Raw genomic sequence first — 20,961 nt, 5'->3', positions numbered from 1 at the left:
CATGAATGCATCTGAAATCTTCTGGATTGTGCTTACCTGCATATTGGGCATACAGTTGCTGTTCGCTCTATGGAACGTCTCCTGTCTGCCCAAGGTACGTTTATTCCGAGCAGACCGAATACAACCACCAGACCTGCTGGTCTCGGTGCTGATTCCAGCCAGAAATGAAAGACTACATATCGAAGGATGTCTGGAAAGTGTGCTCGCGAGCGATACGTCGGGATTCCGGATGGAAGTGTTGGTGCTGGATGATCGCTCCGACGATGAGACAGCGGCCATGGTACAAGCGATTGCGGATCGGGATGCACGTGTGCGTCTGCTGCATGGTGTCGATCTTCCCGAGGGCTGGATGGGGAAATCCCATGCGTGTCACAGGCTGGTTCAGGAGGCCAAGGGAGAATGGTATATGTTCGTGGATGCGGATGTGCGTCTGGAGCCAAGTGCGATTCGGCAGACTCTTGCGGCAGGGTGTGAGCAGAGTGGGGGGCTTATAACCGGTTTTCCTTATCAGGTAACAAAGACATGGATGGAAAAGCTTGTTGTGCCCATGATGGTCTTCACCATCATCAGTCATCTGCCCATTTTCATGATACGCAGATCATCCAGTCCGATGTTTGTGGCCGCTACGGGGGCTTTTTTGCTGATTCATCGCTCCAGTTACGAAGCATCCGGCGGTCATGCTGCCATTCAGGCACATCTGGTGGATGACATGAGTCTTGCCAAAGCTGTCAAGCGTGCAGGTCATCCGGTGATGTTGACAGACGTGCATGACGTAACAAATACCCGCATGTATCAGAACGGGGCAGAAGTATGGAACGGGTATAAGAAAAACATGTACGAAGGTATGGGACGCAAAGACGTACTGCTGCTGGGCACGATGTTGATGTATACACTGATGTATATTGTGCCTCCACTAGGATTGATTATTGGACTCATGACGGGTAGTTCGGTGTCCGTTCTGTATGGATTGATAGGAACTTTATTAGGTATGGCTGTGAAAAGAGTAGCGGATCATGCTGGCGGACAGCCCTGGTGGCTTGCCCTTCTGCAACCGGTCAGCATGGCCTGTGTCATTGCCATCGGACTTGCTTCCTGGCAGGCAGGCCGCTCAGGCAAGGGGTATGTATGGAAAGGTAGGCGGTACAGTTGAGAGGTAACGTCATGATAATCGGTGCAGGATTTGGAGGTCTGTCGTGTGCAATAAGACTGGCTTCACAAGGTGTGCAGGTGACCATTCTGGAACGGCAGCAACATGTAGGTGGCAAGCTGCAGCAGATTGAGCGGGACGGGTATCATTTTGACCGGGGACCGAGCACGATCACGATGCCATCCACTTTTCGTTCAGTCTTCGATCATGCGGGAGTAACGATGGAAGATTACGTACAGTTATATGAGTTAGAACCACGCACGCGTAATGTATTCGCAGATGGAACAGTGGTGGATTTGTCAGGCAATCGCGGGTGGATGAAGGAGCAGATCGCGGCGTACAGTCCGGAGGATGCGTCTCGTTATGATGCATTTATGGATGAGTCTGCTGCACTGTATGCGGAAGCCAATCGTCATTTTCTGGGTAAGTTGTTGCTGTCTCCTTCTGACAAATACAATCTTCAAATGCTGCGCAGCCTGCTCCGCGTGCGGCCAACGGTGAAGCTGGATAAGCTGCTGCGTTCCTATTTCAAGCATCCGCATACGCTGGCTATGTTCGGACGGTACGCGACCTATGTAGGATCATCGCCGTATCAGTCGCCTTCGATCTTTGCCATGATGGGTCATGTGGAAGCAGAAGTCGGCATCTACGGAGTCAAAGGAGGAACCTATCAACTGATCGAAGGAATGACTCGTCTGGCACAGGAAAAAGGTGTGCAGATCATTACCGGTACAGAGGTCCGGCAGATTGTTGTTCGGAATGGCAAAGTGGCAGGTGTGGATACGGATCAAGGCTTCCGCGAAGCCGATCAGGTGGTCGCCAATGGAGATGTGCTTAGCGTGAATCGACTGCTGCTCACACCGGAACATCGGAAAGAGATGAGCGATGCGCGCATACAGAAGTATGAGCCGTCCATTTCAGGATTTGTGACGCTAGCGGGTGTGCGAAGACAATATGATGCATTGCTGCACCATACGGTTTTCTTCCCGGAACGGTATGAACCGGAGTTTGACCATATTTTCCGTGACCGTAAAATGCCCGCCGATCCCACGATCTACATCTGTTACTCCGGTTATTCGGAAGCAGGCATGGCCCCGGCGGGAGCCAGCAATCTGTTCATTCTGGTCAATGCCCCCTACTTGTCGGATTCGTGGAATTGGGAGCAGCAGACGGAATGTTATGGGGAGTTTGTGCTTGAACAGTTAGCGACGCGGGGAATTACCGGTTTGAACCAATCCGATGTGCTGATCCGGTACACACCGCGAGATATCGAACGGGATACCTTGGCGCATAAAGGGTCGATCTACGGCATCTCGTCCAACTCGGTGAAGCAGACCTTTATGCGACCAGGCAACCGAAGCAAAGATGTACAAGGACTCTGGTACGTCGGCGGAACGACACATCCAGGCGGAGGAACCCCGATAGTGACGTTGTCCGGACAGCTTGTTGGGGAGCAATTGGCATCGGAAATCTTGAGATAAGTTTGTTGTGCAGATGATGGAGTGAAAATGTGTTTTGTTGATCCATGTGCGTGTGTATCGTCTCTGCTAACCAGCTTCGAAGATGCGACAGATGATCCGTGCTGTTGAGTAGGTATGAGATAGTGGTGCTCCGGGATTTAAGTGAGACATTTGGTGTCGGGGCATCCTTTCAATAGCCGGTTTGGAACGTTATACTGGATAGAGTTAAACTGCTGAGCTGCAATGCTAATAGGATTAATGTTTTTGTCTTTTGCAAAAGACGTATATACATAGAAGTAAGGAACTGGCAGGTTATCCTGTCGATCCGCACGATTCTCACATAGGAGGTCTCATCATGAATGAACAAGAGCGAGCCGGCGAACGGCTGCTTCCCGAAGTGGCTACGGGAGAACGGAAGCTAGAGCACGTGCGCCTCTGTCTTGAGGAGAATGTGGCAGGAGAAGGGGTAACCAGCGGTATGGAGCGGTTTGCGTTTCGCCATCACCCACTGCCGGAACTGGATTTTGAAGAGGTGCATCTGGAGACTTCGTTTATTGGCAAAAAAGTACGCACACCCTTGCTCATCAGTTCGATGACGGGTGGAAGCAAAACAACGGGCGCCATCAATGAGCGCCTCGCCCGAGTAGCGAACGCCAGAGGCTGGGCGCTCGGCGTAGGTTCGATCCGGGCTGCCGTAGAACAGCCGGAACTCGCGAGTACCTTCGATGTGCGGCGCTGGGCACCGGACATCCCGGTCATTGCCAACCTGGGCGCGGTGCAGCTGAACTATGGTTTCAGCACAGCTGATTTTCAGCGCGCCGTGGATATTGCGGGTGCGGACATGCTCGTGCTTCATCTGAACACGTTGCAGGAGGTTTTTCAGCCGGAAGGTAACACCAACTTTAGCGGATTATTTCAGCGAATTGAGAACTTGTGTCGTGAACTAGACGTACCTGTTGGCGTGAAAGAGGTAGGTTTTGGCATCGATGGTGTGACGGCTCAACGCTTATATGAAGCGGGTGTCGCGTTTATCGATGTGGCCGGGGCAGGTGGTACAAGCTGGGTACAGGTGGAGAAATACCGCAACAATAACCCGGTACGCCGGGCAGCTGCTGAAGCTTTTGCTGACTGGGGCATTCCCACAGCAGAGTGTATTCAGGAAGTGCGAGCGCTGAACCCTACTGGTGCCCTGATCGGCAGCGGTGGACTGTACACTGGCGTGGATGCGGCCAAAGCCCTCGCGCTCGGTGCGGACCTGGCTGGTTTTGGCCGATCTCTGCTCGAATCCGCAGTCGCTTCGGATGATGCGCTAAATGAGCGGTTGGAACAGGTCGAATTCGAGTTGCGTACCGTCATGTTCGGCATTGGTGCAGGGCGGATTGAAGATTTGAAGCAGACGTCACGTCTGGTGGAACGGCGTTAGGCCGGGGTTGACATGATGGTGCGAACCCCAAGCTCACATGATTTCCCTGGGGGACTTGTAAAATTTTGTCGGCCCCCTTTTTTTGATCTTTTGGCAATGATTATTCTCTCGGATAGTTAGATGAATTAATATTTAAAGATTAAGTTGCTTAATGGTGTCCCGTATTTGTATCTTTATTACATTGTTTTAGCTGCCGCGCTCGCCAAAAGTTCGGGGCCTGAAGTACGTGGGTTCATTTCTCGACTGCTTCCCAAATATTTTAAACTTAATTACCCTTATTTTGTTGCTATCTTTATAGCTGTCTAAGGATAAATTATGCAAAGGATTTTTGTGAAACTACGAAAAGGGAGAACGAAAATTTCGTTCTCCCTTTTCTAACATAACGTGATAGTCTGTCTTACTATATAACTAATTATTTTTAAAAAGTACTTTTTATAGCCTCATGGCTAGTGATGAGTTTAGAGTAATTAGCATCAGAGTAATAGTAAGTAACATTTTTAACATTTCTATAATCATGGCTAATATATTGATCAATTTTTATATAAACTTCACTTGCTCCAGCTCTTTTAGCAAGATTGATAGCCCCTATTACTACAGCTACTGTTCCCATACCTGGCACAAGTCCTATGATTAACAGAGCAGCATCTCCGGCGTTGTTTATAATACTTTGTTTTGTTTTAAATGTTGTAACATATGTCCAACTTGTTGCTGCGGCTGAATTCAAGGAATTTGTCTTTCTGTATTCTCTAACAGCCTCAACAACCATTACACCATCTAAATAAATGCTTCCGTTAGCATCTTTTTTATATTGTTGCGTTACACCGTTAGCACCTGTCCAGATGCCTTCTGTTTTTTCGTCATTTGTGAATTCGAGTGATACACTCTGATTTGTATCATGATTTATTACAACTTGTTTATTATCATTAATTATAACCTCATATGGATTATTTTCTTGTGCATGAATTGTTGATGGATAAAATGTTGCAATTAATGTTGCTGCCATTACAGTAGAGAGGAGTTTAGTTGCTTTTTGTTTAATAGACAATTTATATCATCCTTCTTTATGTTCTTTTATTTTCTTTAACCTTCTAATAACATCAAGTATCAAGATAAATACAAACATACCTGCTAAAAAGAAGTATTCTTTCTTATCTTCTTTGATCCCAAAAAAAGTATAAAAATAACCGCAAATAAACATTAATATTATATCTACCCAAATTATAATTCGATGATAGTTTTTCATGGGAATCTACTCCTCAATTTTAGTGTTTTCTAAGTTGTTATATGTATCCCCATACTTCTTTTACTTTAAATGAAGAACGAAATCCTCCCCTCTAAATCTTTTTTAAAACGCTTACAATGTAACTATAGCATAAATACGATCTTAAATGTATTTTTAAGCCAAATCAGGACGTTTGAATTATGTAATTAAGTATTTTCACCTAATTGTAACAGTTATCACGAAAAATTGAGGAAGTGAATTTTTTCGTTTTAACAAAAGTAGGTCACTTAATAACGTTAACTCTATAAGTTGAATTTAAGTTCTTAGCAGACTCTAACAGGGTGAATTTTCCATTTATTTAAATAAGAAATAGATCAATGATGGACAGTCGAAAACTGCTATGTAGAAACATAATGAACTGGAAAAATTAACATCAGCTATGAAACAAGCCGAATGACGGTGAGCAGTTATATCTATACCTGTTTTTTTGATGAACAGAAAGATAAGCTTGAGGTAGTGTTTCGGCCACCTTACACATTCGCTCGTCGGACTCTGTAGTGCCAAAATGAATTAAGCATGGCCAATACGGTTTCACATTAGTAGGACTCAGTAAAAACACAAAAAATCCGTCCAAAAATCGACGGATTTTTTGTGTTTTTCTTTAGATGTGAAATTTTGTTTCATCAACAATGTTTAACCTGGTTTGTTTTTTTACCCCTTGTCATCATCCGGTATGTACTCCAAAACATCTGTAAGAGTGTAATCATTTCCTGTCATTGCCCGTAGAGTGTTCACGATATTATTCAACGTATCTAAATCAAGCCTTTTCGTTTTTCCTTCGCACAAATCATATATAAGGTTTGGTCTTACTTTTGCTTCCCTGGCCAGTGCATTTTTAGTGACGCTGGCTGCATCTAAAGTATCGCCCAATCTTATTTTAATAGACATAGCCAATTCCACCTTTTACTTCAATGATAACCTAACGTTAAATGTTTTGAAATAATCACTTGACGTTTATCGTTAAACGTTATAAAGTTTGGGTGTATTATCAATAGACGTTAAACTATTGACGTTAAATTTTTCGTCGTTTTAAATCAAATTCAATAATGTTTTAAATTTACCTAATGGTTATTTCTTCATAATGATTATGAATAATGAGTCTCATTCTTTTTAAGGGAGGGCAATAGTGTCATGAAAATCTCAAACCATTTTGAACGTGCTTTGTTAATCCTCGACACCTTTGACCAAGATCGAGAAATGTATATTTATCAAGGTTATGTCATGAATGAGCGCTATATCATTTATGTAGATGAAGGTACGTTATGGCTTCGGCATGTACAGAGAGTTACACATATAGATCATTTATATATTGATGGAGATACTGGAGGGTTAGTCCTGGCTGAGCATATCACAGGAAATGCAAGAGAGATGCTAGAGTCAATCGTGGACAGATTGAGTGGTATGGATGCGTTGACATTTCTCACGGATGTCTTATTGTGGACTCCCGACCGAGTGGATATGAATTTGATGCTTGATCGCATTCTATGACAAAGGCTTTCTAGCCCTCTTCCAGGCTATTCTCTACAACATTTTAAGAAAAGCAGATAAATCTTATTATAATAATAGTAAATTATTTACAAGTAAAATATTGCTAATTAACTGAGGTGTATAGTATGATTTTATTGACCATTGCTTAATTTTGCTTGGAAAGGTGGTGTACCTTTGAACTCAGTAGCCACAATACGTGATCATTTAGCAGACTACTTAAAAACGAACCATATGACACTCAATCAATTCTCTGAGATATCGGGAATTAACTCAGGGACGTTGAGTGGTACGCTGAACGGGCTGCGTCCCATAGGCATGCAGCAGTTGGATCGACTAACTGCCGGGATGGGTTTAACAGAGGGTTACTTCTATGAATTATACATAAATGAGTGTTTTGTACATACAAGCCCGGATTGGCGAAGACTTGGGCCTTTTTTATACCGTTGTGCCGAACTCGGTAAGGTCGATTATATGGAAGAAGCCGTTAATCTAATTATGGATAATCTTTCCTATGCGCCGCTTTTGTTCGAGTTGGCTGAACAGTTATATCGTGAAGGGAAGTTGGAAGCGGCCAAGCCCTTGTACCTTTGTGTAGCCGAGGGTGAGAAAATGCAACATTCTGAACGGTTGGCTCTAAGTCAGTATCGTTTGTTCACAATCGGGCTTTCCAAGGATCAGTTGAGCAATCTTACACTTGCAACGCAGTTTGAGTTTTTTGTAGATCGGCTTGATGAACACTACCAGCTGGATGGATTGAACGATTTGATTAATGTGTATGCTTCGTTACGCCGATGGGATAAGGTGAAGAATCTTGCTGACAAGTTAAAACTAAAAGCAATGATCCATTATGAATTAGGGGTAACATCTGAAGAGCCCGAGGCTAAACCCAAAAAGCAGATTGTTTTTTACGTTTTGTACGCATATTTAGCGCTTGGAGAAGCTTGTTTCTACTATGAAGAATATGAAAAGGCACTTCAATATGTATCTATGTACACCGATTATAGCTGGGTAAATAATCCGAGTGACGAGGAAACCGTTGTTATTCGTCAGTTCGAGGAATGGGCAGAAGGCAACTGTTATCTATATGAATTAATGTCAGGTAAAACAGAGGTTATCCCAAGTTATATGAACTACATCTCGGAGAGAGAGAACGAAATCTTCCCTGCTTTATGTGCAATTGTGAATGCGGCAAATCGGTTTGATATCAACATTGACTCAGTTCTTGAAGCGTATGACTCTTATTTTATCTACCAAGAACAGAGCAGTCGTATTGGAAAAATCAGCGAGCAATTTACGAATGATCAATATGGTACTTTGCTTGTGGGCCTAGGTACATACTATTTAAAACATCAAGATTATAACAGAGGATTTGAGTTGATTCTTAACGGTTTGGATTTTGTAATTAAAATTAAGAATAAAGATAGTGTTCTAGAGTGTATAAAAATATTTGAAGAATTTCGGTGTTTTGCAGTTGAAGAAGCTAAACTACGATATAAAAGAATGATTCGGGAGGTTTGATGACGAATGAAGATGAAATTGGCAGTATTGATAGTTACATGCAGTATCGCAGTAGGCGTAGTTGTTCCTATAACTCAACCAATCCCCGTTGAAAAAGACCGTCCAGTAATCATGACGACTAATGGCCATGGCATGGGAAGTTAACCAGCGTTTCTGAAATTAATATGAGCTGCTCCCTCAAGTAGAATGGTGAATTGTCTACTTTGAAGGGAGCTTTTTCGTGTTGGAGTTCGCCTGATTTCCTACTAATTAGCAGAATAGACTAGAATGTTACAACAGGGAGGGGTGAATATGGATTGTGGTGAGCTCAAGTCGCAGATCGAAGCAGCGAGACAAAAGCTCTATCAACTCAAGGTGGACTATGGAGATCTGCTTCATCCTCATGTTATACAGCAATCTATGGTCCTGGATGATCTAATTAATCAATACAATCAGGTTAAAATAAAAAAGCCGATTGAATAATTCAATCGACTTTGGGCGAGAAACTTTGGCGGGTCGCTCGCCCCTATATTTTAACATAAGTCCACAGAGCGAAGTATCGTTATTACATACATTCTTCCCTCACAGTTACATTCTCATTGGTAACAGTGACGTATGAATTGCCGGACAAGTATTCCGTATAACCACAAACCGTTTTGTTAAAGGTTTTTCCGCGGCTGTCCGTAAACGCCAAGGAGACGGCGCCCTCCCCAGAACGTTTCAGCTGCGGGGTGAATTTCATGTTTGCTCCGCTGGGAATATCCTTATCGAATACGTAGGTGGAGCCACTCTCATTGTTGTTTAACGAGTTGTCGCCTTGGACCAGGCTAGCCTGAATATTGGTGATGTCATAGTCGGACTGATTGTGGATCGTGATCCTTAAGTGACGAAAGGGATCGATTACATTCAGAAAGCTTCTAAAAGCGACGATGCCGATCACGAGGACGATAGCGGACAAGATAATAATTTTCTTTTTGGAAAATCGACTACGTGTGTTCAATATGATCCACTCCCTTCCTTCATGAGGTATAAACGATGGGAAGAGATCAAAAGTTATAAATAAAATGGATAAATATGAAATTGAAGCTCGAATCGTCAGAATTACTTCATGCGCTAAGCGGGAGAAAAGGATACAATAAGATACTAGTAGTGCAAGAAGGATTGCACAGAGATCATACATAATGAAGATCACTCGAAATAAGGAGGGGAAAAAGTTGAAACTTTCTCCAATGAATCAGGAAGATTATGCGAGTTTTCGCATTCGATCGATTAAGGATTTTGCAGAAGAAAAGTAGAAGCAGGTACCTGGGCGGAGGAAGAGGCGCAGCAACTGGCCGAGGAATCTTATGAACGTTATCTGCCAGAAGGCTTGAACACACCTGGAGCGTATCTCTACAATCTGGTGCACCCTGTGGACGGAAATGTGGGGTATATCTGGTTTAATATCACGGATAATCGTCGCGGGAAAGATGCTTTTTTGCTGGATATTGTGGTTGAAGAAGCACACCGTGGTAAGGGATACGGAACAGAGACAATGCAGGCGCTTGAACAGACGGCCTTGAGTCTTGGCGTGGATCGCATTGGTTTGCATGTGTTTGGACATAATGTGCGGGCGAGCAGCCTGTATCGGAAGATGGGATATGAGGTAACGGATCTAACGATGTACAAGGAAATTAAAGGGTAAACCTAATAGCAGATAATCTAGGCCAAACTTAAGATCTGCGCCAAACGAATTATCCGCAGGAACCGGGGATTTCGGGAAGCGGATGGGACTCTGGTCGAATTGGCGAAGTTCCTTGATGCCTTGAGGTTTGTCATATATAATGTATAGGATTATCCATACCGAACAAGTAATCAATGAGGAGTTGTCATATACATGGCTTTGAAAGCTGGAATCGTGGGTCTGCCTAACGTTGGTAAATCTACATTGTTTAACGCAATTACACAAGCAGGTGCCGAATCGGCAAACTATCCGTTCTGTACAATTGACCCTAACGTGGGGATCGTTGAAGTACCCGATGAGCGTTTGGACAAACTGACAGAACTCGTTGTACCTAAGAAAACAGTACCAACGGCGTTTGAGTTTGTAGATATCGCTGGTCTTGTTCGCGGTGCGAGCAAAGGCGAAGGTCTTGGTAACAAGTTCCTTGCCCACATTCGTGAAGTAGATGCAATTGTACACGTGGTACGTTGCTTTGTAGATGAGAACATCACACACGTCGATGGTAAAATTGACCCGGTGAGCGACATCCAGACGATCAATCTGGAGCTGATCCTGGCCGATATCGAAAGTGTTGAGAAGAAAATCGATCGCTCCAAGAAAAACATGAAGGGCGGCAACAAGACTGCCTCTCAAGAAGTAGAAGTGTTGGAGAGAGTGAAGGCTGTTCTGTACGATGACAAGCCGGCACGCAGCATGGAACTTACGGATGATGAGCTTCTGATCGTGCGCGATCTGCACTTGCTTACCCTGAAGCCTGTTCTGTACGCAGCCAATGTAGCTGAGGACGAAATCGGCGATGTGGCGAACAATGCTTACGTGCAAAAAGTAAGAGAATTCGCAGCTGCTGAGAATGCAGAAGTGGTGCCAATCAGTGCAAAGGTTGAAGAAGAGATCTCCGAGCTGGAAGGCGAAGATAAACAAATGTTCCTGGAAGAACTCGGTATCGAGGATTCCGGTCTGAACCTGTTGATCAAAGCGGCTTACAAATTGCTCGGTCTGTACACATACTTCACAGCAGGTGTACAGGAAGTTCGTGCTTGGACAATCCGTAAAGGTACCAAAGCACCTGGCGCAGCGGGTGTCATTCACACCGACTTCGAACGTGGATTCATCCGGGCAGAAGTGGTTTCCTACGATGATCTGGTAGCAGCGGGTTCCATGAACGGTGCCAAAGAGCGCGGACAACTTCGTCTTGAAGGTAAAGAGTACGTTGTAAATGACGGCGACGTTATGCACTTCCGTTTCAACGTATAAGTTGTTACACCTTTATATGTAGATTCAATAACATGACCCTGCGACCTTCTCGTGAAGTTCGTGGGGTTTTTGACTTAGAGTTTTGCAGTGGGGTTAATAGCCTTATGCAGCGCGTGGAAAGTAGCGCGGAACAAGAAAAAACCTCGGATTAGGTTGATCGCCTTGCAATCCGGTGGTTTTTCATTCGTCTGATTGAAATTCCCCGTGTTCGCCCACCGGCCTTTGTTAGAGAAGTCACGATGTTAGCGCATCGTGGCTTTTGTTTATTTTACAATTCGGAACAACATCGAACAACAATTTCATATTGAATTTCGCAGTACCAAAAATTAGTTCATCCGCGTCGGAACAGTTACTATTCAGAACCATAAGAATATGCTATAATTAAGAGTCGTATACCACGTTAAAATTCGCGCTGTAACAGATGAGCTGAAGCGAGTTTCATACAGGGTACACGATTTCTTGATTTCACTTTAAAAGTAAAGGATTTGATGACGTTGTAGCGATGTTATACGTCGATCATACATGAATGTGAATACATGCTGCGGTCAGGGGATTCATTGAGAATCCTGTGCGTTGTGGAATATAGATTATAGATGTAATTAATGTTGGATTGAAATAATTATTGAAAATGTGATGTGCTTGGACAAAATAATGCGTGAGGTGACTATACATGTTGGATAAATTACAGGCTTTAGCCGACCGTTATGACAAGTTGAGCGAGCTTTTGTGTGACCCGGATGTGGCAAGTGACAACAAAAAGCTGCGGGAATACTCCAAAGAACAATCCGATCTGCAACCGACTTATGAAGCATACAATGAATACAAACAGGTAAGTCAGGATCTCGAAGCTGCAAAGGAAATGCAGGGTGAGAAGCTGGATGATGAGATGCGCGAAATGGTCAAAATGGAAATTGACGAACTGAGCACTCGCCAGAAGGAACTGGACGAATTGATTCGTGTACTCATGCTGCCAAAAGATCCGAATGACGACAAAAACGTTATTGTTGAGATTCGCGGAGCAGCTGGTGGAGATGAAGCTGCGTTGTTTGCAGCAGATCTGTATCGGATGTACACACGTTATGCAGATGCACAAGGCTGGCGTGTAGAGCTGATGGACGTTAATACAAATGATCTCGGTGGATTCAAAGAGGTTGTTTTCCTGATCAACGGACGTGGCGCTTACAGCAAAATGAAATACGAAAGCGGCGCACACCGTGTACAGCGTATTCCAACAACCGAATCCGGCGGACGTATTCATACGTCAACTTCAACGGTTGCGGTTATGCCAGAAGCCGAAGATTTCGATATCGAAATTCATGATAAAGACATCCGTGTAGATACGTTCTGTTCCAGTGGTGCCGGTGGACAATCGGTTAATACCACGAAATCCGCAGTACGGGTAACACACGTTCCAACGGGAATCGTGGCGACATGTCAGGATGGAAAATCACAGAACTCCAACAAGGAAAAAGCGTTGCAGGTTCTGCGTACACGTATCTTCGATATGAAACGTATGGAAGAGGAAGCGAAGATCTCTGTTGAGCGGAAAAGTAAAGTGGGAACGGGCGACCGTAGTGAGCGGATTCGTACGTACAACTTCCCGCAAAGCCGTGTGACGGATCACCGTATCGGTCTGACGATGCACAAGCTGGATCAGATCATGAACGGGGAGATTGAAGATATCTTGTCTGCACTGACGATTGCTCAGCAGACTGAGATGATGGATAGAGGAGAATAATCTGTGACCCGCGCGCAGTTTGTCATGACGCCGGAACAGAGCTGTCGGGAAGCCTTCGTGGAGGCTTCCTCTTTTTTGGAGAAGTGCGGCGCGTACGAGCCGCAAAACAATGCCCGGCTGCTGTTGGAACATGTACTCGGCGTTTATGGCGCCGCGTATTACATGATGCAGCCGGAGCCTTTTCCCAGCGAGCATCGCAGCCGCTGGGAGGACGCCGTCACGCGTAAGGCTGCGGGTGAGCCGGCGCAATACATTATCGGCAGCCAGGAATTCTATGGGCTGCCGTTTGAGGTCACGCCGGCCGTGCTGATTCCGCGGCCGGAGACCGAGCTGTTGGTCGAGGCTGTGCTGCGCGAAGCCGACCGCGTGTTTCCCGACGGCGCTCCGCTCGCCGTCGATATCGGCACGGGCAGTGGTGCCATCGCGGTGACGATGGCTTCACTACGCCCGCGCTGGCAGGTCGGCGCCGGGGATCTCTCGGCGGCTGCCCTGCAAGTGGCCGCGCGGAACGCGGCCGCGAACGGGGTACAGATCGACTTCCGTGAAGGCGATCTGCTGGCCCCGTTCGCCGGGGCACGGGTGGACATCCTGGTGTCCAACCCGCCATACATCCCGGCGGCGGATATCGCCGGGTTACAGCAAGAGGTGCGCGATCATGAGCCGCGCATGGCACTGGACGGAGGTCCGGACGGGCTCGCACCGTACCGTGTTATGCTGGAGCAGTTGGCGCTGCTACCTGCGCCGCCGCAGATCATTGGTTTTGAACTGGGCCAGGGGCAGGCTCGCGACATCGCAGCTCTGCTTGAATCGGCGGGACATTGGCCGGAAATTATCATTGTACCGGACCTTGCCGGAATCGAGCGGCATGTCCTGGGTGTTCGTACTTCGGAACAGGTGACGAAAATGTAAGGTTCCGCGGGTTTTCTTTTTGCCGTGAAATCCTCTACAATGAGATATACCGAAGATTTCTGAATGCTTGGGGGAACATAATTACATGCTGCATAAATTTAAAAAGATAGACTATTCTATTGTCTTTATACTCGTTATTCTGATGGGTATCAGTATTTTATCGATTTACAGTACAACGTTTGGTCGTCCGAGATGGGAATCCTATCCCCAAAAGGCAGGGATTTTCTATATTATAGGTTTCATCGTATTCTTCGGAATGTCTATGATTAACTATAAAGTGATTATTAAAAACTATTTATATATCTACGGTGTGGGTCTACTGCTACTCGTCATCGTTAACTTTTTCGGTGTTACGTATTATGGAGCCCAAGGCTGGTTATCCATATTTGGCCTTAGTTTGCAGCCTGCGGAATTATTTAAGTTGTGTTTAATCGTTTTCCTGTCTGCTCTGCTTGCGAGAAAGAAAAACAGACCCTTATTCTTCGGGCGTGATGTCATTCCGATCGCACTGTGCGTTTTGCCTCCTTTGTTGTTGGTTCTGCTTCAAAATGATTTGGGGAATGCTTTGAGTTATGTAGTCATTCTTGTCGGTCTGTTGTGGATTGGCAATGTGAAATTCAGCCATGCACTGATTGGTTTTGTGATTGCTATCGCTGCCTTTATTGGTGGAACACAGGCCTATATTCATTATCATGATGAAGTTGCCAAGTTCCTCAAGGATATTGGACGTGCTCACTGGGCTGAGCGGTTTGACCCTTGGCTCGTGCCAGAACAGACATCCAGAGATGTATTGTGGCAGACCTATAATGCCAAGCTAGCCATCGGTTCCGGTGGGATTAGTGGTAAGGGATATCTCGAAGGTACGACAATCCAGTCCAATCGAGTACCGCTCGCATATGCCGATTCCATCTTTGTGCAGATTGGTGAAGAGTTCGGTTTTGTGGGCGCCTCCGTACTGCTGCTACTCTACTTTATTCTGATTCACAGGCTGGTGTTGATCGCGCTGGAGTGCAAGGATCGAGCTGGGCCGTACCTAATTGTAGGTATTATCTCAATGTTGCTCTATCAGATTTTCGTTAATATCGGTCCGTTTATCGGTCTGATGCCATTAACAGGGATCACCCTTCCGTTTATCAGTTTCGGTGGTACCTCTCTTGTGCTCAACATGCTCAGTATGGGCGTTGTCATGAGTATCAAAGTGCATACGGAAGAAAATGAAGATATCCTGGGTTCGTCAGAACAACTCAGTATCACTGAGATGATTATGAAGTTGTTCAGACGGAAGCCGTCGCAGCAAGAGCAATAACTCTCGTGAACAGAACGTAAAGATATATGCGTATAAGCGTAAATAACGATATAACTATTAAACCCTGGAACAGATCTATCCCAGTCACATTGGGTAGCTGCTCCGGGGTTTTGTTTGTTCCTGTCGAGGTTAGGATTTCCATTTTTATTATCCAATTATATACAATGGTAATATTGAGTTCAATTGGAAATCATAGAATGTTAGATTTCAGGGGGATGGACGGAGTCATGTTGAGAATGCTGAAAAAGATGGACGGTGTGATTCTTTTTGTCATGCTGCTGCTCATGATTATTAGTGTATTTGCGATTTATAGCGGAACGCAGACAGATGCCAAACTGGCGAATCATCATGTCAAAACGATTTATTTCTATGTGGGCGGGTTCATTGCGGTGCTAGTGATCGGGCTTGTGAATTACAAGTTATACGTGAAATATGCGTTTTATTTGTATGGGTTGGGAATTATATTGCTGATCCTGGCCAATGTACTGGGAAGTTCGATCAATAACGCCAACGGTTGGCTGAAGCTGGGCGAGAACTTTTCTTTTCAACCGGCAGAGTTGTTCAAGATGATTCTGATTTTGTTCCTCGCCCATTTGATCGTGAAGAGACAACGAGGCACACTGAAATTTTGGAGAGATATTGTGCCGATTGGCTGCTGGGCGTTTATTCCGTTTGCCCTGGTTATGGCTCAGAATGATCTGGGAAATGCGCTGGGGTACGTGGTGATTCTGGCTGCGGTATTCTGGATCGGAAATATGAGGCTGAAGCACGCATTGATTGCACTGGCGATTGTGGGGGTGGCGTTCTTTGGTTTTGTTAAAGCCTATACCTTCTACCATGATGAAGTATTTACTTTTCTTGAAAAGATAAAACGTGAGCATTGGGCAGAGCGTATTGACCCCTGGCTTGTGCCGGAAAAGGCTACCTCCAAAGCTTCTTGGCATACGAAAAATGCAGGTTTAGCCATTGGTTCAGGCGGCATCATCGGCAAAGGTTACTTGCAAGGAACATCCGTTCAGAGTGGACGAGTCCCCTATACGTATTCTGATTCCATTTTTGTTGTGATCGCAGAGGAGTTTGGCTTTGTTGGTGCATCCGTACTGATTCTGTTGTACTTTATTCTGATCCACCGCATGGTGCTGATTGCTCTGGCATGCAGAGATCGCGCGGGACCTGTCATCATTGTAGGTATTATCGGAATGTTGTTGTATCAGGTGTTTGAGAATGTGGGGGCGTTCCTCGGGCTGATGCCGCTCACAGGTATTACGTTACCTTTCATCAGTTACGGCGGCACCTCTTTGCTTATTAATATGGCTTGTATTGGGGTAGTCATGAGCATTAAGTTGTATGGACAAGAAGAGGAGGATGAACTTCTGATCGGGGAGCAACAACCTCGGTTGTCGGAACGTTTATGGAATATGCTCAAGAAAGAGAAAAGTACTGTGTAACTGTTGAGTCGGTGTAGTGAAAAGTAAAGTGGTGAGACGTCGTATAACGTGTTCGTTCGTAGGAATAAAGAGGTTGATTTGCCCTGTAACCAGGTGCAGATCAACCTTTTTAACATGATGGGTGAGAAAGTGTGAATGAGAGATGAGAGAAGCAATGCATAGGTGTTTTCAAGCCAACTGTAGGCTGAGGCGCACCTGAAAGAGTTGGGAATAGTGTGTTGAGCATGATGTGACGATTCAAGTGCCAGCTGTTAGGGGCTTAGAAGTTAAGAGTTATGAGCTAGCGAACCTGACGCATCTTATTCGGGGATTTGAAGTGCCAGTACAGTCTTCAAGGCTTTTTGGACGCTGACATTTTGTCATTGTATAACTTGTCTGGTTTTAAACACACATTCTAGTAGTGCGTGCTCAAAAAGTTGGGTTTTCAGTACCGAGAAGATGGGATGAAGATGGGATGAAGCTAGAAATGGAGTAGTGGAGCGTAGGATAACTACGTGAGCCATCAAAATGGTTCTTTGGTAAACATACTTCGTAAGCCTCCCGCTTATTTCGGCTGAATTTCATATTCGACGTTGATGATGCAGCTGGGCATCCTTCGTAATCAAAGCAGACTTTTTGAACAAACTCTAGTAGATTTATTGTAAATGCTAGGTTTACTTCTGTCTCTACCGGGCATACTGATAGACATGAGAGAGTTGCAGGCAACGTGATCAGAGAGCCGAGGGGGAGAGAACGGAATGAACAGACGAATTGTAAAGCAAATTGGACTTATTATTGTATGTCTTATGATGATTATCATGATGTGGGAAGGTCAGAAAACGGATGCAGCTGTGGCAGCCACAGCGATTCCTGAACAATCGATACGCTTGCGTATTCTCGCAAACTCGGATGCACCGGGAGATCAATTAGTGAAACGTGAGATTCGGGATGCTGTCGTTGCTCAGATGGGCGAGTGGGTAGCCGAACTGGAGAATCCGCAAAGTCTGGATGAAGCGCGCAAGGTTATTCGTGAGCATTTGTCCGAGATTGAGAATAGAGTAGGAGAAGAGTTGGCCAGTCGCGGTTTGAATTATGAGTATCAGGTGGAGCTGGGTTCCGTTCCGTTCCCGACCAAGCTGTATGGAGGTACCGTCTATCCTGCCGGAGATTATGAAGCGGTTCGGATCACGCTGGGGGAAGGCAAAGGTCAGAACTGGTGGTGTGTGTTGTTCCCGCCGTTGTGCTTCATTGATGCAGGGACCGGGGATGCACTGGCGAAACCTTCAACCGTATCAGCCGCAGCGGCTGAACCAGGAGATGCAGAGGCATCTGTGCAGGGAGACACACCGGAAGCGAGATTCTTTCTGTGGGATATGGCTGTGAAACTATGGAGTTGGGTGACTAGTTTGTTCGTATAACAACGTATTTATAATACAGTAGAGGGCGACTTCGATTCAGGGAGCTGCCCTTTTAATATGAATTAGTGGTGAAGTTAAAGTGAGACTCATGCGTGGAGTGAAGTGTGAAGGGCATCCGAGGCGGGAGAGGTATGTTATAATTACTTATATTGAATATGGATAGGAACTAACCTACTTGAAGTTTAGGAATGATGATATATGAGCAGAGAAAACGAACCATTGCAACACACCTCTGAGATGAGGGATGGTAGAGAAGATCGTGATATGAAAGCTCCGGGAGAGCTGGTCACTGAGATGTGGGATGTACGCGTCTTGGTGAGCGCTGAGAACGATCACGGATTGGGTAATAATGAGTGGTTGGATGTGAAAAAGGGGAGCGCCGATCAACAGGCGCTCGCCGACTTGCAGGCTGCCGCAGCCTGCATTCGTCAAGGTCAGACGGTGGCCTTTCCGACCGAGACGGTCTATGGCTTGGGTGCCGATGCGCGTATCACAGCAGCCGTGGAGGCTGTATTTGTCGCCAAAGGCCGACCTTCCGACAATCCACTGATTGTGCATATCGCGCACCGTGACCAGTTGGATACTCTGGTCACGGAAGTGAACGAAACGGCGGAAGCGCTGATGGCGGCCTTCTGGCCGGGACCACTGACGCTGGTGCTGCCGGTTAGGCCGGGGGCGGTGTCACCGCGTGTCACCGCCGGTCTGGACACGGTGGCCGTGCGCATGCCGGACCATCCGGTGGCCTTGCAGTTAATCGCGGCGGCGGCATGCCCTGTTGCTGCGCCAAGCGCCAACCGCTCCGGGCGGCCAAGCCCGACACTCGCGTCTCATGTCCGCGAGGATCTGGATGGCCGCATCGGCGGCATCGTGGACGGCGGCCCCACCGGGGTGGGCGTCGAGTCCACGGTTGTGCAGGTCGGTGACGACGGTACCGTCACCATCCTGCGCCCTGGCGGCATTACGGCGGAACAACTGTCCGCCGTTGCCGCCCGTGTCGCCACGGACCCCGCGCTACTCGCGGAGGGGGCCGATGGCGTGGGCAGCCCGGCGCCGCGCTCGCCGGGCATGAAGTACACGCACTACGCACCCGCAGGGGCGCTGTGCGTGGTGGAGGGGCCGCCCGCAGCGGTGGCGGCCTGGATCAGCGCCGCCCTCGCAGAGGCGGCGAAGCGCGGAGAGCGCACCGCGGTGCTGGCGTTCGCCGAGCACGCGGAGCAGTACCGCGCCGATGCCGTGTTCTCGCTGGGTGACGCCAGCGAGCTGGAAGAAGCAGCGCGCCGGCTATACGCCGCGCTGCGCAGCTGCGATGAGCAAGGCGCCACATATATTGTGGCTGAAGCCTGCTCACGCGAAGGGCTGGGAGCAGCCGTCATGAATCGGCTGCTCAAGGCTGCAGGTAACCAACTCATACAAGTTGGCGACCAGCAACCCTCTTAATCTCTCCTGATCATACAGTCAGGAGAGTAATCACCCTTTTTCCAAAACAAAATCAAGATTCTATAAAGCCAGCATCTGACCAGAGATCCGTCGCCGTTTGCCTTTCATCGGTCATGTTTAGGTCCTTGTCCGCATATCGTGTACAAGAACCTTTACGTGACTTGGGGGTATGGGGATGTGGGATGTGTCTGCCCATGTTGGGCAGTTTGTAACCATTTTGATCATGGCTATTGCGCTTGGCCTCGATGCGTTCTCACTCGGAATCGGAATTGGCATGAAGGGCATTCGGCTGCGGGATGTATTGCGAATCAGTATTGTAACGGCGCTGTTTCATATCATCATGCCGCTCATCGGCATGTATATGGGCAAATACGTCAGCTCCCTGCTCGGTGACATTACGACGTATGCGGCAGGTGGATTGCTTGTTTTGCTGGGAGCTCATATGATTCTGAATGCATTCCGTGAAGGCGATACCAAGCTGGTGGACCACCGTTCCCTGCTCGGCGTTGTGTTGTTCTCCCTCAGCGTAAGTGTGGATTCGTTCTCCGTTGGTGTTTCCTTAGGGATGTTTAGCAGTGATCTGATCTTGACCGTACTTGCTTTCGGTGTGTGTGGCGGGGTGATGTCGGTTATGGGTCTGCTATTAGGCCGTCGGGTGAGCCAGAATCTTGGGGATTACGGCGAAGCTATTGGTGGCGCAATCTTGCTTGCGTTTGGACTTTTGTTTATATTTTAGAATAAAACGTGAGTAATCATATCATTCGCATCATATGTAAAATGGGGAGGCTAACACAATGAAACATATTTTATTCGTATGTACAGGAAATACGTGCCGCAGCCCCATGGCAGAGGGGCTTTTGAGAAAATTGGCATCGGAGCGCGGCATTCAGGTAGAGGTTCGTTCCGCAGGTGTGGCAGCAACATCGGGTATGCCGATTTCTCGCCATGCTGAAGCAGTTCTGAGAGATCATAACGTTGAAGGTCCACCTCATTCCACACAGCTTAGCGCTAACCTGGTAGGTTGGGCTGATCTGGTTCTTACATTAACACGGAGTCATAAGCAGCATGTCATGCAGGTTTTTCCCGATTCAGTCCACAAAACTTATACATTGAAAGAATATGTGGAGGATGATGAACAGGTATTAAGTGATGTTCAGGAGTTGGACAGCCTGTTTGCAACGCTTGAAATGAAACGTGCCCTTGGGCAAGAGATCCTGGCATCGGAGCGTGAGCGAGCCATTGAGATCAGACAACGAATTCCAAGTTTCGACATCTCCGATCCGTTTGGGGGAAGTCGTGATGATTACAATATAGCTGCAGCTGAGATTCGGACGGCGTTGGACCGGCTTTTGGATAAGCTGGGTTAAATCTGATCCTGCGGGGCGGGTTATAGAAATAGGACACGTGATGTAAATTAACCGTTGATTTTAGACGCGGGTTGTTTTATGATGA

Annotated in this window: 20 protein-coding genes; 16 read left to right on the top strand and 4 right to left on the bottom strand. The window is 46.6% G+C overall.

Features of this window, described 5'->3' with window-relative positions:
- Position 1 precedes the first annotated feature (1 nt).
- From NST33_RS28540 to fni, 3 genes are all read left to right on the top strand, one after another.
- Positions 2-1,150: a glycosyltransferase family 2 protein gene (locus NST33_RS28540; protein WP_339305910.1), complete on the top strand. Its 1,149-nt coding sequence runs from the start codon at positions 2-4 to the stop codon at positions 1,148-1,150.
- Between the two features lie 11 nt (positions 1,151-1,161).
- Positions 1,162-2,628 (top strand): phytoene desaturase family protein, encoded by a 1,467-nt coding sequence (gene crtI / locus NST33_RS28535; RefSeq protein ID WP_339305908.1) that lies wholly within the window; start codon positions 1,162-1,164, stop codon positions 2,626-2,628.
- Positions 2,629-2,962: 334 nt separating this feature from the next.
- Complete coding sequence (gene fni / locus NST33_RS28530) at positions 2,963-4,030, top strand: type 2 isopentenyl-diphosphate Delta-isomerase (protein ID WP_221821842.1); 1,068 nt, start codon at positions 2,963-2,965, stop codon at positions 4,028-4,030.
- Positions 4,031-4,448: 418 nt separating this feature from the next.
- Here fni and NST33_RS28525 read toward each other — a convergent pair whose 3' ends face one another.
- From NST33_RS28525 to NST33_RS28515, 3 genes are all read right to left on the bottom strand, one after another.
- Positions 4,449-5,075 (bottom strand): hypothetical protein, encoded by a 627-nt coding sequence (locus tag NST33_RS28525; protein WP_221821840.1) that lies wholly within the window; start codon positions 5,073-5,075, stop codon positions 4,449-4,451.
- 6 nt (positions 5,076-5,081) lie between these two features.
- Complete coding sequence (locus NST33_RS28520; protein ID WP_221821838.1) at positions 5,082-5,273, bottom strand: hypothetical protein; 192 nt, start codon at positions 5,271-5,273, stop codon at positions 5,082-5,084.
- Positions 5,274-5,963: 690 nt separating this feature from the next.
- Complete coding sequence (locus NST33_RS28515) at positions 5,964-6,200, bottom strand: helix-turn-helix transcriptional regulator (RefSeq protein WP_127549025.1); 237 nt, start codon at positions 6,198-6,200, stop codon at positions 5,964-5,966.
- 243 nt (positions 6,201-6,443) lie between these two features.
- Here NST33_RS28515 and NST33_RS28510 point away from each other — a divergent pair, with 243 nt between their 5' ends.
- From NST33_RS28510 to NST33_RS28500, 3 genes are all read left to right on the top strand, one after another.
- Positions 6,444-6,800, top strand: coding sequence for a hypothetical protein (locus NST33_RS28510; protein WP_221821836.1), 357 nt, complete (start codon positions 6,444-6,446; stop codon positions 6,798-6,800).
- A 141-nt stretch (positions 6,801-6,941) separates the two neighbouring features.
- Positions 6,942-8,318, top strand: a complete 1,377-nt coding sequence (locus NST33_RS28505; protein WP_339305906.1) for a transcriptional regulator — start codon at positions 6,942-6,944, stop codon at positions 8,316-8,318.
- Positions 8,319-8,609: 291 nt separating this feature from the next.
- Positions 8,610-8,780, top strand: coding sequence for an aspartyl-phosphate phosphatase Spo0E family protein (locus tag NST33_RS28500; RefSeq protein ID WP_221821834.1), 171 nt, complete (start codon positions 8,610-8,612; stop codon positions 8,778-8,780).
- An 82-nt stretch (positions 8,781-8,862) separates the two neighbouring features.
- Here the strand turns inward: NST33_RS28500 and NST33_RS28495 are convergent, their stop codons facing one another.
- Positions 8,863-9,297, bottom strand: coding sequence for a hypothetical protein (locus NST33_RS28495; RefSeq protein WP_221821832.1), 435 nt, complete (start codon positions 9,295-9,297; stop codon positions 8,863-8,865).
- 369 nt (positions 9,298-9,666) lie between these two features.
- On the opposite strand from NST33_RS28495, the gene NST33_RS28490 reads away from it, so the two are divergent.
- The 10 genes from NST33_RS28490 to NST33_RS28445 all read left to right on the top strand — a co-directional run bounded on the left by NST33_RS28490 (position 9,667) and on the right by NST33_RS28445 (position 20,876).
- Positions 9,667-9,981 (top strand): GNAT family N-acetyltransferase, encoded by a 315-nt coding sequence (locus NST33_RS28490; RefSeq protein ID WP_339305904.1) that lies wholly within the window; start codon positions 9,667-9,669, stop codon positions 9,979-9,981.
- Between the two features lie 192 nt (positions 9,982-10,173).
- Complete coding sequence (ychF, locus tag NST33_RS28485) at positions 10,174-11,274, top strand: redox-regulated ATPase YchF (protein ID WP_017691917.1); 1,101 nt, start codon at positions 10,174-10,176, stop codon at positions 11,272-11,274.
- Positions 11,275-11,944: 670 nt separating this feature from the next.
- Complete coding sequence (prfA, locus tag NST33_RS28480; RefSeq protein WP_076209786.1) at positions 11,945-13,012, top strand: peptide chain release factor 1; 1,068 nt, start codon at positions 11,945-11,947, stop codon at positions 13,010-13,012.
- A 24-nt stretch (positions 13,013-13,036) separates the two neighbouring features.
- A complete protein-coding gene (gene prmC / locus NST33_RS28475; protein WP_221821856.1) occupies positions 13,037-13,921 on the top strand; it encodes a peptide chain release factor N(5)-glutamine methyltransferase in 885 nt (294 codons plus the stop codon).
- Between the two features lie 85 nt (positions 13,922-14,006).
- Positions 14,007-15,227: an FtsW/RodA/SpoVE family cell cycle protein gene (locus NST33_RS28470; protein WP_221821830.1), complete on the top strand. Its 1,221-nt coding sequence runs from the start codon at positions 14,007-14,009 to the stop codon at positions 15,225-15,227.
- 227 nt (positions 15,228-15,454) lie between these two features.
- A complete protein-coding gene (locus NST33_RS28465) occupies positions 15,455-16,675 on the top strand; it encodes an FtsW/RodA/SpoVE family cell cycle protein (RefSeq protein ID WP_221821829.1) in 1,221 nt (406 codons plus the stop codon).
- A gap of 737 nt (positions 16,676-17,412) precedes the next feature.
- Complete coding sequence (gene spoIIR, locus NST33_RS28460; RefSeq protein ID WP_221821828.1) at positions 17,413-18,072, top strand: stage II sporulation protein R; 660 nt, start codon at positions 17,413-17,415, stop codon at positions 18,070-18,072.
- A gap of 264 nt (positions 18,073-18,336) precedes the next feature.
- Positions 18,337-19,509 (top strand): L-threonylcarbamoyladenylate synthase, encoded by a 1,173-nt coding sequence (locus tag NST33_RS28455; protein ID WP_260632812.1) that lies wholly within the window; start codon positions 18,337-18,339, stop codon positions 19,507-19,509.
- 175 nt (positions 19,510-19,684) lie between these two features.
- Complete coding sequence (locus NST33_RS28450; protein WP_221821826.1) at positions 19,685-20,245, top strand: manganese efflux pump MntP family protein; 561 nt, start codon at positions 19,685-19,687, stop codon at positions 20,243-20,245.
- A gap of 58 nt (positions 20,246-20,303) precedes the next feature.
- On the top strand, positions 20,304-20,876 hold the full coding sequence (locus tag NST33_RS28445; protein ID WP_221821825.1) for a low molecular weight protein arginine phosphatase: 573 nt from the start codon (positions 20,304-20,306) through the stop codon (positions 20,874-20,876).
- Positions 20,877-20,961 lie beyond the last annotated feature (85 nt).

It is taken from the genome of Paenibacillus sp. FSL L8-0435 (genome assembly GCF_037965655.1).
Classification (GTDB): Bacteria; Bacillota; Bacilli; order Paenibacillales; family Paenibacillaceae; genus Paenibacillus.
The sequence above is the reverse complement of the archived record's forward strand: the minus strand, read 5'-3'. Positions and strand labels throughout refer to the sequence as shown.